Source organism: Anaerovibrio lipolyticus LB2005, from assembly GCF_000621545.1.
In the GTDB taxonomy this organism is placed as follows: domain Bacteria; phylum Bacillota; class Negativicutes; order Selenomonadales; family Selenomonadaceae; genus Anaerovibrio; species Anaerovibrio lipolyticus_A.
In genome coordinates, this window is the sequence record NZ_JHYA01000019.1 from 1 (window position 1) to 13,480 (window position 13,480).

18 protein-coding genes are annotated in these 13,480 nt (G+C 45.8%); 15 read left to right on the plus strand and 3 right to left on the minus strand.

Annotation, left to right across the window (positions count from 1 at the left end; all coding sequences use genetic code 11):
* Window positions 1-85: 85 nt before the first annotated feature.
* The gene (locus T355_RS0111755; RefSeq protein WP_027397922.1) at window positions 86-532 is read left to right on the plus strand and encodes a Nif11 family protein; all 447 of its coding nucleotides are present in this window, start codon (window positions 86-88) and stop codon (window positions 530-532) included.
* A 143-nt stretch (window positions 533-675) separates the two neighbouring features.
* Here the strand turns inward: T355_RS0111755 and T355_RS0111760 are convergent, their stop codons facing one another.
* Window positions 676-1,467: an MBL fold metallo-hydrolase gene (locus tag T355_RS0111760; protein ID WP_027397923.1), complete on the minus strand. Its 792-nt coding sequence runs from the start codon at window positions 1,465-1,467 to the stop codon at window positions 676-678.
* Between the two features lie 145 nt (window positions 1,468-1,612).
* Between T355_RS0111760 and T355_RS0111765 the strand changes: the two genes are divergently transcribed.
* On the plus strand, window positions 1,613-2,530 hold the full coding sequence (locus T355_RS0111765; protein WP_027397924.1) for a LysR family transcriptional regulator: 918 nt from the start codon (window positions 1,613-1,615) through the stop codon (window positions 2,528-2,530).
* A gap of 246 nt (window positions 2,531-2,776) precedes the next feature.
* Window positions 2,777-2,920: a hypothetical protein gene (locus tag T355_RS15335; RefSeq protein WP_155851731.1), complete on the plus strand. Its 144-nt coding sequence runs from the start codon at window positions 2,777-2,779 to the stop codon at window positions 2,918-2,920.
* Between the two features lie 193 nt (window positions 2,921-3,113).
* Here the strand turns inward: T355_RS15335 and T355_RS14360 are convergent, their stop codons facing one another.
* Window positions 3,114-3,503: a pyridoxamine 5'-phosphate oxidase family protein gene (locus T355_RS14360; protein ID WP_037330159.1), complete on the minus strand. Its 390-nt coding sequence runs from the start codon at window positions 3,501-3,503 to the stop codon at window positions 3,114-3,116.
* A gap of 264 nt (window positions 3,504-3,767) precedes the next feature.
* Here T355_RS14360 and T355_RS0111785 point away from each other — a divergent pair, with 264 nt between their 5' ends.
* Window positions 3,768-4,073, plus strand: coding sequence for a hypothetical protein (locus T355_RS0111785; RefSeq protein ID WP_027397925.1), 306 nt, complete (start codon window positions 3,768-3,770; stop codon window positions 4,071-4,073).
* Window positions 4,074-4,519: 446 nt separating this feature from the next.
* Here T355_RS0111785 and T355_RS15630 read toward each other — a convergent pair whose 3' ends face one another.
* A complete protein-coding gene (locus tag T355_RS15630; RefSeq protein WP_071997210.1) occupies window positions 4,520-4,729 on the minus strand; it encodes a LysR family transcriptional regulator in 210 nt (69 codons plus the stop codon).
* A gap of 144 nt (window positions 4,730-4,873) precedes the next feature.
* Between T355_RS15630 and T355_RS14365 the strand changes: the two genes are divergently transcribed.
* From T355_RS14365 to T355_RS0111840, 11 genes are all read left to right on the plus strand, one after another.
* Entirely contained in the window at window positions 4,874-6,058 is a 1,185-nt protein-coding gene (locus T355_RS14365; protein ID WP_037330160.1) for an MFS transporter, read from the plus strand.
* Between the two features lie 40 nt (window positions 6,059-6,098).
* Window positions 6,099-7,265, plus strand: coding sequence for an alpha/beta hydrolase (locus T355_RS0111795; RefSeq protein WP_197019585.1), 1,167 nt, complete (start codon window positions 6,099-6,101; stop codon window positions 7,263-7,265).
* A gap of 64 nt (window positions 7,266-7,329) precedes the next feature.
* Entirely contained in the window at window positions 7,330-8,112 is a 783-nt protein-coding gene (locus T355_RS0111800) for an Rpn family recombination-promoting nuclease/putative transposase (protein WP_027397927.1), read from the plus strand.
* Window positions 8,113-8,565: 453 nt separating this feature from the next.
* Window positions 8,566-8,823: a type II toxin-antitoxin system RelB/DinJ family antitoxin gene (locus tag T355_RS0111805; RefSeq protein ID WP_027397928.1), complete on the plus strand. Its 258-nt coding sequence runs from the start codon at window positions 8,566-8,568 to the stop codon at window positions 8,821-8,823.
* A complete protein-coding gene (locus tag T355_RS0111810; protein ID WP_027397929.1) occupies window positions 8,816-9,073 on the plus strand; it encodes a Txe/YoeB family addiction module toxin in 258 nt (85 codons plus the stop codon). Before T355_RS0111805 ends, T355_RS0111810 begins: the two co-directional genes overlap by 8 nt.
* 344 nt (window positions 9,074-9,417) lie before the next feature.
* Complete coding sequence (locus T355_RS0111815) at window positions 9,418-10,419, plus strand: hypothetical protein (protein WP_027397930.1); 1,002 nt, start codon at window positions 9,418-9,420, stop codon at window positions 10,417-10,419.
* Complete coding sequence (locus tag T355_RS0111820; RefSeq protein WP_155851732.1) at window positions 10,326-11,426, plus strand: hypothetical protein; 1,101 nt, start codon at window positions 10,326-10,328, stop codon at window positions 11,424-11,426. The genes T355_RS0111815 and T355_RS0111820 overlap by 94 nt, the downstream gene beginning before the upstream one ends.
* Window positions 11,423-11,656 carry a DUF2624 family protein gene (locus tag T355_RS0111825; protein ID WP_027397932.1) on the plus strand — a complete coding sequence of 78 codons (234 nt, stop codon included), beginning with the start codon at window positions 11,423-11,425 and terminating at the stop codon, window positions 11,654-11,656. Before T355_RS0111820 ends, T355_RS0111825 begins: the two co-directional genes overlap by 4 nt.
* Before the next feature lie 80 nt (window positions 11,657-11,736).
* Window positions 11,737-12,531, plus strand: coding sequence for a hypothetical protein (locus T355_RS0111830; protein WP_027397933.1), 795 nt, complete (start codon window positions 11,737-11,739; stop codon window positions 12,529-12,531).
* A gap of 110 nt (window positions 12,532-12,641) precedes the next feature.
* Window positions 12,642-13,079, plus strand: a complete 438-nt coding sequence (locus T355_RS0111835) for a Nif11-like leader peptide family natural product precursor (RefSeq protein ID WP_027397934.1) — start codon at window positions 12,642-12,644, stop codon at window positions 13,077-13,079.
* 164 nt (window positions 13,080-13,243) lie between these two features.
* A partial coding sequence (locus tag T355_RS0111840) for a Nif11-like leader peptide family natural product precursor (protein WP_027397935.1) occupies window positions 13,244-13,480 on the plus strand: 237 nt, incomplete at its 3' end.

Sequence of the window (13,480 nt, forward strand, 5' to 3'; positions counted from 1 at the left end):
AAAAAAGAGATAACACTTTTATTCTCTCATGGATATAAAGGACAAGAGTAAACAACAATATTTAAATACTAAGGAGGAATACATTATGGCAAAGGAAAATGTAGGAAAGTTTTATGAGAAGTTGGCCCAGGACGCAGCTTTGGCTGAAAAGCTCAATGCTCTGGACAAGAAATTTGCTGATACCAATGAAGGCTCTGCAGATGATATTGCTTTTCGTGAAAAGGCAGTAGAAGCTATCGTTATTCCACTGGCTGAGGAAGTTGGTCTGCCATTTACCCTTGAGGAATTAAAGAAATACGAGCAGGAGCAGCTAAAGGAAATGAATCTTTCCGAGGATGAGCTTGATCAAGTAGCTGGTGGAGGTGTTGCAGGTAGTGGTAGCTTACCAAATGGAAAACCTTCGTACAAAGCAGCATGTGCCATCGTGGGGGTTGGTATCGGCGTAGTTAAAGATAAGAAGCGTAAGAATACAGCTGCCTGCTTCTTATTAGGTTTTTCTAACGGCCGTGTTTGCGACTCGAGAACAGCCTAAATAACGAGCTTTAGTCTACGAGAGCAGTTCATTATGGACTGCTCTTTTATTGTGCCATTAGGTATATTTTTGAATAAAAGAATACCCTGACTTGTGTGTCAGGGCACTTATTTTAAACTCCTGCCTGCTTCATGGAGAGAGCCTCAATAAATTATAGATTGACCGTCCTTTGGCATATCATAATTAGTTACATTACGTTCGGCAAGGTTGCCCTTTAGTGTATGGCGGGTGAGTGCGGCATGGGCAACATTATCCAGATGCGTCAGATACAGTCTGGCGTTAGGCACAGTCTTGGCAACGCAGTGGACATCTTCGGCATCCATGATTAGTCGGCCATTTTCCACCGTCTCGGCGGCACAGCAGTTGAGTGCTACGACTTCCGGTTTCCAACGCTTCAAGGAGTCGGCTACTGCGGAATACCATATTGTATCACCGGCTAGATAAAAGTTTTTTTCCATTTCGCTTTCAAACATTATCCCCATTGCATCACCACAGGGATTTACTGTGCCATGGAGAGCTGGTACCTTGGTCAGCTTTGCTTGGCCAAACAGCTTGCCTGCGTCGGAAAGTACGGTCACATCGTGGAAGCCGGATTTTTTGAAGACAGTGGCATCTGCTTCATTTTGGCAAATTACAGGCACATTCTTGTCCAAAGGTGCGCCCACAGTACCATCCATGGACATATCGATGTGGTCGGGATGGATATGCGTTACCAGATAATAATCAATTCCGGCGAGTATTTCTTCCATCGGCATGGGAAGGTCATAGAAGGGCATAGGCAAATGCTCCTTCATTTCATCCGGCACATGATAAGGCTTGCCGGGAACATCGACGAAGGAAAACTGGTGCTTGGGCATCAGCCACGGGTCAATCAGGAAAGTTTTGTCGGCATATTCAAGGCGGTTGGTGGCATTGCGGATTTGTGTCAATTTCATGGTCATGTCTCCTTTTTGTAAACTATGAATTGCTTTATCTAATTTATGCTTCTAGTATAATGCCCATATTGAGGTACAACAAGCAAGGAAATTCTCTTTTGACGCAATAAAAAGGTTGCTGTAAAATAATAGGAGGGGGGATTTGATGAATCAGAAGCAAATGGAATATTTTCTCGAAGTATATAGGCAAGGCAATATTCAAAGTGCCGCAGATAAGCTCTATGTGTCGCGGCAAGGTGTCAGTAAGATGCTTAAGACTTTGGAGGAAGAACTAGGGCAGCTGCTCTTTATCCGTAATCCGCATGGCCTTGTTCCTACTGACTATGCCAATGCACTGTTACCGCATGTGCAGCGGCTGCTGGCAGAATATCGGAGCATTGCGAGCATGAGCACATTGGCGTCCCAATCCAAAAGCGTGGTGACTATATATGCGCTTGATCACATTATGGCTTACTTGGGGGCAGAGTTCCTTTTGAATTTTCACCATGCATACCCAGATATTATTCTCAGCACTGTGGATACGACAGATGATGCAGCCTTGAAGGGCGTGCTGGAAAAGCAATGCAACTTTGCCATTGTCACAGGAGAAGCTGACAAAAATCGTTTCGAAGCTGAACCACTGTTCTTTTCACGGTACTGCGCGCGGCTCCATCGCCAGCATCCGCTGGCCGGCAGAGAAAAAATTGATTATGCGGATCTGGAAGGCGCGCGCATCGTCAGCAAGGGGCGGGCCTATCAATGTTTCAGACATAATATTGATAAATATATACTATTGCCAGGATTAAATGTTGACATTGTAGCCGAAACTGCCGATGAAATGATTATCACCGACCTGATTCTTCGGCATCAGGCTATAAACCTTAGCTATGATTACTCTGCTGTACTGAATAATCACCCGGATATAATTTCAAAGCCATTAGGCACAGGCGATGATATTGGTCAAACCGTATATCTTGTCTGGGATAAATCTACAGTTCTTACTCAGGCTAGCCAAAACTTCCGTTCCTTCCTACTGAAATGGTTACCTGCAAATGGTAAAGATAAAGTTGTCTGGCCTGTGTGACAAATAATCAGTTAATGACTTGTTTAATTTTAGACAAAGATAAGCTACTCACATTTGAGCGAAAATCTTGCAGGATCCATAGCAGAGTTGGAAGCTGGCGGTGGAGAGGAGCACGAATTAGTTGAGGTTGAGTAAATAATTCGTTGAATTTTTATAGCAAATAGAATACAATAAATCCAACAGAACCCAACACGCCTCTCCATGATGCGGACCACGTTGGGTCTTTTAATTTTAAGGAGAACATTTATGGACAGAGAATTACCACACCAGGATGAAATCTGGCGTCATTTCAAGAATAAACTATCACGGGATGGCGTGGGTAAGCTGCCACCGCCACCTCCGCTGCTGGAGGATTGGGCAGATACGCCGGAATTTATTGCCCTGTTCTAGTGGTGCCCTTGCCTCAACTCGCTGAGATTGATATTTTGTCTGTACAATGGAATCTTTGAGTGCTCTGCCCAATACGACCCGCTGATTTTGGCGGGTAATTCAACAAAATAATAATCTCAGGGCTGTTCTCAACTCAGAGAACGGCTCTTTATTTTGGGCAAAAGAAAAGCCCTGCAAAAGCAGGGCGCAGCTATCACAATTTTACCGGTTCAGCAACGAATGAATATATGCCACCGCTGGCTTCTTTGATTTCCAATACTTCAAAGATTCCATCCCCGACATGGTACATTCCCTTCAGTTCTGGGTATTCCTCCAGCATGGCAGCACGAATGCTGTCATTGTCTATTGGCTCAACTTTGGCTGTAAGGCGCAACCATGTGTGATCTGGATAAGTGGCTGATATTTCCACTTTAGGGTTGGCTTTCATCTGGGCAAAGCATGGCTTGGTATTGCCTGTGCAAAGGTAAGGCTTGCCATCATATTCCAGTACAGCACCAAAAGGACGGACTCTTGGCTGCTCGCCATCCTCGGTGGCAATAAAGAAAGTACCAGCTTTTTTTAATGCTTCAACGATTTTGTTCATAATATAAATCCCCCTTGAACCATCATTTTTTACTTATCCTGATTATAGCATCAATCATATCCTTTGTCTTTTCATCAAGGCTTGGATATTCCTTGATAATTCTGGTCAGCCGTTTATCTGGTTTTGGATTTTCCATTGGCTCCGGGGAATATTTTTAATTAGTGTGGATAAGTATTGCCAAAAAATTTTATAACACTTTTCAACCTCCGGGGATATAAAGGATAAAGAAAAACGACACTCAAAGATTTTAAGGAGGGAAATAAAATGGAAAAGAAATTCATGAACAAGATGGACGACATGGAACTTGATATGGTGGTCGGCGGCGCGAGGGTATATCTTGTCACAAAAGTGAAGAACCGTATTGGTAGTTACGATTATCATGTCGCTCAGGGGAATTATGATGGAAATATGAATGATTTGGATAAGTTGGCTGAGGCAGGTAAGATAGATGAACTTAGGAAAATAGCCAAGATGAGAGACAACGGCGAGCTCAGACCTGGTATGGGTTTAACGTTTATTAATAACATGAGGGATGAAGGCAAACATGTCATCATAATAGAAAAAAAATAGAAATGACAAGGTGGTCGGCGGTACCAATGCGACCCCTTCAAACGGGTCATTCTACTAAATAACAATCACAGGGCTGTTCTCAGATCAGAGAATGGCCCTTTAGTTTTGGGCAAAAGAAAAAAGACCAGTCCGAGGACCAGTCTTTTTCCTGCTGGTGTGTTCGCCAGCAAAGGAGTAATATTGTGTGTTATATGGTAAGGAGTAATATTCTAGGAAAAGCCGGCATGGAGGGCCGGCTTTAATATTTGCTGGAGTGGGCCAGCAAATGGAATGGTATGAATAAATTTTAACATAAATAGTTACAACAGGCAACTACTCTTGTAAATAAGCAAAAAAAGAGCCGGTCATACAGACCGGCAAAGGAAGGAACAACTACAAAAATGTAGCACATAAAAGGAAAACGTTATACGGAAAGTAATATGATAACTTAATTTTAACATGAATAGTTACGATGGGCAATTACTTGTGTTAGATAAGCAAAAAAAGAAGCCGCTTGACGGCCTCTTTCTAGCCAGCTTGGAGGGCTTGGCTGAGGGTTGGTTTAAAACCAACCATAATAGAATCTGGATGTAAAATAGATGCAATTTTTCCGCTGCCCGGGAAAAGCTTTCTTCCTGAGCCACGGTAAGGAAGTATTTGAGCACGCGCAGTTCCATGGCAAAACAACTCCTTTGGTCTGTGTTGGCTGCTGGTTAAATGAATTACTTTTAAGCATAAATATGTATTTGTTATAGGTATTTGTAATCAATATACTACCATGTTATCATTAAACCATCAACAGGAAAGGCAGGAAAGAAGTCATGTTGAATAACAAAAATCTCCTGATTTTTATCTTGGCCACAGGGGTCTTCAGCATCCTTAATACAGAGATGGGCTTTATCGGAATCTTGCCATACATCGCCGAGCGCTATGACGTGACCATAGTCCATGCGGGGCTGCTTATCAGTTTGTTTGCCTTAGGGGTAGCAGTTGCCGGGCCGACCATGCCGCTGGTATTTTCCCGTTTCAACCGCAAATATATCATGTTGCTGGTGTTGGGAGTATTCACGGTGTGCAATACGATTTCCGTTTTTGCCGAAGATTTTAACCTTCTTCTGGTAGTGCGGGTGCTGCCGGCATTTTTACATCCAGTTTACTGCTCCATGGCTTTTACAGTAGCAGCGGCTCTGGCGGGAGCAAAAGATGCGCCCAAGGCAGTGGCAAAGATCAACATTGGCGTATCGGCAGGGATGGTGGTGGGGGTCCCTATCAGCAACTTCCTGGCGGAAAATATTTCGCTGACGGCCTCAATGTCCTTCTTTGCCATAACGACATTCCTCGTTATGCTGGCAACGGCGTTCCTAGTTCCTTCCATGCCAGCAGAGGGGCGGCTTGCTTATGGAGAGCAGCTGGCGGTGCTGAAAAAGCCCATGGTTTGGGCATCTATTTTCGCCGTCATCTTCCTCAATGGCTCAGTTTTCGGTGTGTTCAACTACCTGGCGGAGTATCTGGCCAGCGTTTCGGGGCTGTCTCCAACCTTGGTAAGTTTGCTGCTCTTTGTTTACGGCCTTTGCAACATCTTTGGCAGTATGATCGCAGGAAATCTTCTCTCTAGCCGCCCCATAGGCACAGTGAAAATCTTCCCCTTTTTCCTTGGGGCTGTGTATCTGCTGTTTCTCTTGGGAGGAAATGCCTTCCCCCTGGTGGCGGTCCTTACAGTTTTCTGGGGACTGCTGGCAGGCATCAATGCCAATATAAACCAATATTGGCTATCCCATGCCGCGCCGGAGGCACCGGATTTTGCCAATGGCCTCTTTCTCACGGCGGCTAATCTGGGCTGTATGGCGGGAACAGCGATAAGCGGCATGTTCATTGAAGCCTGGGGAACAGAGTATGTTGTCTGTGGCGGATTGGTATTCATTGTTGCCGCCGGGATTATATTCTGGAGTCAGTGCCATAAGGGCAGCATGAATCTGGCGCTGATCCCTGCAAACGAGCCGGTTTAATTTTAAGATATAAATTGTGTACAAAGTAAGGAGAATGAAAATGATGAAGAAAATTGGCAAGAACAAAAAGATGGTTTTGGCAGCCCTGATGGCAGGCGTAATGTCTTTTGGCATCATGGGCAGCAATGTGACGATGGCGGCAACTCCGGCTAAAGCTCTGGCGGCAGCTTCGCAGATGCAGCGTTCTTCGATCAGCGAGCTGGACAATGACACCCGTGTATTCAAGATTGACAACTCCATTGAAGCCAAGAATGTGAAATTTGAAAACCGTTTTGGCTTTGAAGTGGCCGGTCACATGTATCTGCCCAGGGATTTTGATGCCAACAAGAAGTATAAAGCAGTTGTAATTACGGGACCCTTCGGCGCAGTAAAGGAACAGTCCTCCGGTCTTTATGCACAGGAATTTGCCAAGCATGGTTATGTGGCCGTAGCCTTTGATCCTTCCACCACCGGTGAGAGCAGTGGCAGCCGCCGCAATATGGGCTCCCCAGAAATCTTTACGGAAGACTACCATGCCGCTGTGGATTTCGTTTCCAATCTGAAATTTGTGAATTCGGAGCAGGTGGGGGCTATGGGCATCTGCGGTCTGTCCGGCATGGCCATCACCGCTGCTGGCAGTGACAGCCGTATCAAGGCCGTGGCAACCTCGGCTATGTATGATATGAGTGAAAGTATCAGCGACCATTATAATGGTGCTTACTACACGCCGGAGCAGCGGGAACTCGTGAAACAGCATCTGGCCAAGATGCGTGATGAAGAAGCCAAGATCGGCAAAGCCATCCGCGGAGCCCATGAGCTGGGGGTGGATGCTAATGGTAATGTGGAGACCTTCGATACTATGTTCCCGGATAAACTGCCTGCGGATGCCAGTCCTGTCATCAAGGATTTCTTCGGCTACTATGTAGGCCGCGCCTTCCATCCGCGCGCCATCAACTCCAATAAGCTGGCCTGGGATTCGGTAACCCCGTATGGCTTCTTTGACTTCAAGCTTATGAGCAATATTGATGAGTTGGGCAAGACGCCGGTCATGCTGATTACCGGGGACAAGGCGCATTCCAAGTATTTCTCCGACAATGTTTATGTCGCCATCAAAGGGGAGAAGGAAGAAATCGTCGTTCCTGGTGCTACCCATGTAGACCTTTATGACCAGATGGACAAGATTCCGTTTGACAAGCTGTTTGCCTTCTTTGATAAGAACCTGAAGTAAAAAGCAAGAAATGCCGCCCTGCGAAATCGTGCAAGAATTTGCTGGGCGGCATTTGTATTTTTAAATGAGTAACAAAGCTAAGATCCGCGAGGATGCAATGAGCCTTAACCCAATAGATGATGCACTGTTTCAAAAGATGGCAGAGGATATAAGTTTTTGCCAGGAAATATTGCAGGTAATCTTAGGTGATAAAGAGCTGAGGATATTGGATAATGTACCTCAATTTGTGGCAAAAAATCTTCAGGGTCGGTCTTGTACGTTAGATGTTAAATGCTCGTTAGGTAATGGGCGCATTGTTAATATCGAGGTTCAAAAGGCAGATGACGATGACCATCAGCGACGTGTACGCTATAATGGGGCATTACTTACCACTAATGTTACTGACCCTGGTGATAAGTTTAAGGATGTACCTGACGTAATTGTTGTGTTTATATCCAGATTTGATGTTTTCAAATCCGGCAAAGCATTGTATCATGTAGATAGAATAGTTCGAGAGACTGGTAAGTTGGCAGATAACGGTTTTGCTGAGATTTATGTTAATGCTGAAGTGGATGATGGCTCAGATGTGGCATTGCTGATGGATGTTTTTACTGAAGATAATGTCTACGATGATAACCGTTTCCCAGCAACATCAAGTCGTAAACGCAGATTTAAGACTACGGAGGAAGGAGTGAGCGAGATGTGTGAGGTAATTGAGAGAAATAGAGCTGAAGGCAGAGCCGAAGGCAGGGCTGAGGTCGCAATAGAGTTGCTTAAGGAAAAATTATCTATAGAGATGATTGCCCGTGCTACCAAGCTCACCGTTGAACAAGTAAAGGAAATCGGCAAGAAAAATGCTTTAATTTAATAGTTTTGATTTCTATGGCTCCTGGTTTCGGCTGGGAGTTTTTTGGTATATATAAAACATTGTTGTATTTTGTAGCAGGAAAGAATACTTGGAACTCTGGATTGAAGTAATGCTATCGTGGCTATAATCTCAACTATTGAGCGACCAGATTTAATTGCGTTGTTCAGCTCAACTACCCTATGATGACAGGCAACTTTATATCGCTTGAATCATTGCGCCACACGTTGAGACTGTGGTAATTTTGCGCAACGAATTTAATAGACATGATGAGGATGGAGTCGTTGAAGTCAGCGTCAATGCTGATGATCACCGCAAAATAAAGGGTAAAAATAAAAAGTAATATAATAAAACTGGGATACCCACAAATGATATATATAGTCTTTTTATTAAACAATGTATTTGCAAAGTCATTACAATTTGATATAATTAGAGAAAATAAAGGGGGAGATAACAATGAAGGCAAGTACGCTTACCATGAGAGTTGACCCAGTGCTGAAAGCTCAGGCAGAAGAATTGTGTGCTGAAATGGGACTCACCCTTTCCACGGCATATACCATATTTTTGAAAGCCATGGTCAGAACACGGTCTATCCCATTTCCAGTAACTGCTGATCCTTTCTGGAGTGAAAAGAACCAGAAGTATCTTGCAGAATCCATAGCAGAATTAGAAGCTGGCGGTGGAGAGGAGCACGAATTAGTTGAGGTTGAGTAAAAAGTGGTCCAGTCGTGCATGGCAGGAATATATTGACTGGCAGCTGGAGGACAGGAAAACTGTAAAACGGATAAATGAGCTGATAAAGAGTGTCGAGCGTGACGGTGTCCTCGAGGGTATCGGCAAGCCTGAAGCTCTGAAGCACAACCTGCAGGGGTGGTTCAGTCGCCGTATCGACGAAGAAAACAGACTCGTATATCGGGTAATAGAAAATACTGTTGAGATTGCACAGTGCAAGGGTCATTACTAAACAGCCGCCTCATCCGAGGCGGTTTTTTATGCTTAATTCTTTTTAATAGAAGAATAGCGAGTCTTTTTCCGTTTTTTTGTCCCATCAGGCATGATTATAATATTGGTTCTATCTTTCATAAGTTTTTGAGTATGGATAAAAAGGACAAGAGCAAACAACAAAATTAAAATATGAGGATGATGACATCATGGCAAAGTAAAACGTAGGAAAGTTTTATGCTACAGGAGTGGTTCATTATGAACTGCTCTTTTGGGGAAGAAGTTGTGACGCTCATTAATAAGGTACTCACCACCTGTAGCGGTGGGAGAAACTTTTGCACGTTATTATAGATGGGGGATGCACTCATGAGAAGAACTGGAGCTGATAATTTTGACCTGTTGCTGGACATCGCGGGACGCGGAGGACGGGGGCCAATGCTCTACGGCGAAAGTCTACATCTACTGCATAGGGTATTTGAGGAGGCACTGCTTTCCAGTGCGAATCCAGCCGTATATGTGGAATTTCCTTTGTCTGGCAAACCCTGCGTGGATATGCAGCTGGTTTATGACAGGGTGCAACGGGGTGCAGAGTGCAGGGGGGCGGGCTATGCTGCCTATCAGCCTATGTTTGACTGGTTCAGCGAGATTTGCGGTGCTGATGGTTTATCCTGTGGCCTCGCAATAGATGTTTCGAAGGCGGAGGATTCTATCGGTGTATATTTTCAGCACAGGGACCGGCTGGACTTCTTGGCTCCTTTTTTAGAAAGCGTTGGAGAGAACGAGCGGCTGTCGGACTATCTGAGCATTGCAGCCCATATGCCCTACGGCTGGGATGCCGCCTATATTGGATTATTTCCGAAGCGGGCTGGGATGCCTATGCGCATCGGCGGTTATATGGCAGAGGAGGCCAGGCGTTTGGGTAGGGAGACAGCTTATTGGGCCGAATGCTTCGAGGCTATCGGCTTCCATGCCTACGATGAGGATATGTTGCGGTTCTGCAGGGAGATAGCCCGTATCTCGCCCGCGATAGAGTACCAGTTCGACATAATGCCGGACGGAACCCTTGGTGAGGATTTTGGCTTGTTTTGCTCCTTCCGTAAGGTTCGTCCCGAGGAGGCAAAGCAATGCATGGAGACGGGGTACGGTGGAAAGCTCATGGAGCTTTTGGAGGCTCGGGGGCTGGCCGACAGCCGTTGGCGACTCATTGGAGGTACGGCCTTCGGCAAAGCTATACCCTTCCGGTTGGAGGACGGCAAGGAGGGGCAGCTGGCTCTTTGCGTGCTGTTAGACTGTGCCAAGGTGAAGTTCAGGGGGGCAAAGCCTCCGGTTGCAAAATTCTATCTGATGCTCAGGGCAGTGGAATTGTAACTAGGATGGTGGAAAAAATGAAGTACGATTACGAGAGATTCTGTCATGCTCTGACTGAGGCATTGGGAAAGTCGCGGGAAAGTCCGGTGATTCTTTACGGGATGGACATGGGAACGGAATTTGTACGCTGGTTTTTGGAGAAATATTGGGGGAGGAAGCCCAAGGCACTGGTGGGGATATCGTCCATTTCCTATGGCGGTATGCATCTTGCACTGAAATCTCTGCATTATCTGGCGGAGGCAGGGGATGTGGTCCTTTGCCCGTCCCCCCTTGTTCCGGACAGCAGCATGACGGAGGTATGCCGGGCTGCCGGGGCACGGGTTATTCCTCTGTGGCACCGCATGTATCCTGGAGTCCCCGACTGCGACTATCCGCAACTCACCTACTTTGATTGGCTGAAGCATCATGTGGGGATTGACCTGCGTGGGCGGGTATATAGGGAGAATGGGATAATCCAGGCGGAGCACCTTCCCTCGGATTTTCGCACGGTACTGGATGCCTTGGAGAGCTTGCCCTGCGAAAAAAGCAGCGCGGTTCTGGATGTGGGTGGCGGTAAGGGGGCTGCGGTTATTGCTGCCTGGGCGGCTGGCTTTCGTCGGATTGGAACCATCGAGGCGGATGCGGACTGCTTTGCCAGTTTGCGGGATAACCTGCAAGCACTGGGTATTCCTAATTTTTGCCACCAGATGGGAGATGAGGCAGACCCTGATGAAGGGGTGGCTTGTTTTTGCGGAAATGCGGCAGAGCTGGAAAAGGAGTTGGACCACTATCAGATATTCTATATGTTCAATCCTTTCGATGGGGATGTGATGCAGGCAGTTTTGTCGCAATTGGAGAAAAGTTTTTCCCGCAGCCCGAGGCAGATGTATCTGGTTTATGGTGCGCCTCTGTACCATTGTACGGTGTTGCAGCATGGACTTTTTCGACAGCTTCGGATCATGACTGACGGGTACGGCGGTACAACTTATTGGACTTTCATTTACACGACAGGGGGAGATTTACTATGAAAAAAAATGACATTGATTTATCAGACAAAATCATTCAGCAGGCTTTCAAGTGCGAAACTGCAGAGGAACTAGTGGAGTTTGCCAAGGCGCATGATTATCCTCTGTCTGTCGAGCAGGCTGAGAACTATTTGGAAGAATTATCCTCTATGAAGCTCACGCCTGAACAGTTGGATGCTGTCGCAGGCGGTTGGCGTAGTCCTTATGATCATTGGGAGAATTATAAACGTTGAAAAATGCGTTCTGAAGGCTTCCGGGGACGGGAGAAAAGCCTCAGTCCCCGGAAAATACTGTAGGGGAGGAAAGCGCACGGATGGATTACACAGAACAATATGAGGCCTGGTATAGAAATCCCGCATCTGCTTCCTACTGGCAGAGGCGGGGATTTTCCAAGGAAACGGTGGCGCATTTTCGCCTGGGGGCAATCCCCGACTTTTGTGGCATGAAGAATGCTCCCGTGATACCCACAACGCCACTGGCCTATATGGTCAGAAATCCCAAACGGATTCCTGATAAAGATGATAGACGATTTTTCCCTCAGTGCTTGGAATACTGCAAGTGCTTTTGCGAGGATCATATCAGGGCAGGGGAGCCGGTATTTCTGTGCGAGTCAGAACTTGATGCGGTGAGTCTTTTCGAGGTAGGTGGGCTGGCTGCGGCTATGACCGCCACGTCCATGGCCAACGCTTATTATATGCGTTCCGGGTGGACGCAGAGCATGAGAATGTTCATGTCTTTTCGCATTTTGGAATTTTTCCCCGTAGTAAGGGGGAGAAAACCGTCCCTTTTGCTGCTGGCTTATGATGAGGATGAGGCGGGTGATCTGTTGACAGACCAAACGGAGATGCTGGCAAGGCAGGCAGGAATCCCCACTTTTGATGCCAGGGAAATTCTTTTTTCCCATGTAACCCGAACATATTTAACGGACGAGAAGGGCGAAAAGATTCTTCGCAAGAATATGGACGGTACACCGCGAAAAAATTCACGGGGAGAGTTGCTGGCCCGTGCCGAGAAAATAGACTGCAATGAAGCTCTGCTAGCCGACAGGAATGCTTTTGCTGATAATGTGAAGCGCGTTATCTCCGAAGTTGGGGAGCAGGTAATTTGATTTCCTTTTATCCCCATTATTTTTTTAATTTCTATAACACTTTTGTCATCTCATGGATATAAAGGACAAAGAGTAAACAACAATATTTAAATACTAAGGAGGAATACATCATGGCAAAGGAAAATGTAGGAAAGTTTTATGATAAGTTGGCCCAGGACGCAGCTTTGGCTGAAAAGCTCAATGCTCTGGACAAGAAATTTGCTGATACCAATGAAGGCTCTGCAGATGATATTGCTTTTCGTGAAAAGGCAGTAGCAGCTATAGTTATTCCGTTGGCTAAGGAAGTTGGTCTGCCATTTACCCTTGAGGAATTGAAGGAATATGAGCAGGAACAGCTAAAGGAAATGAATCTTTCCGAGGACGAGCTTGATCAGGTGGCCGGTGGTAGATTTAAAGGTGCTGGTGGTGGTAATGGTGAAAGTTCCAAATCAGGCGCGTACTGTGCTTTTCTTGGTGTTGGATTTGGTAAGACTACGAGAAAAGGGAACACGGCCTATTGCTTCATATTAGGTGGTTCCGATGGCCCAATTGGAGGCGAAAGTGAATAACGAGCTTTAGTCTACGAGAGCAGTTCATTATGGACTGCTCTTTTATTGTGCAGGAATTCCAAATTTTTTGCAGAAAAGTAAAAAAGAGATAACACTTTTATTCTCTCATGGATATAAAGGACAAGAGTAAACAACAATATTTAAATACTAAGGAGGAATACATCATGGCAAAGGAAAATGTAGGAAAGTTTTATGACAAGTTGGCTCAGGATGCAGCTTTGGCTGAAAAGCTCAATGCTCTGGATAAGGATTTCGCAGAGAAGAACGGGGCTTCTACAGATGATGCTGCTATGCGTGAAAAGGCAGTGGAAGCTGTTATTGTTCCGCTGGCAAAGGAAGTGGGTCTGCCATTTACCCTTGAGGAATTAAAGGAGTATGAGCAGGACCAGATGAAGAACATG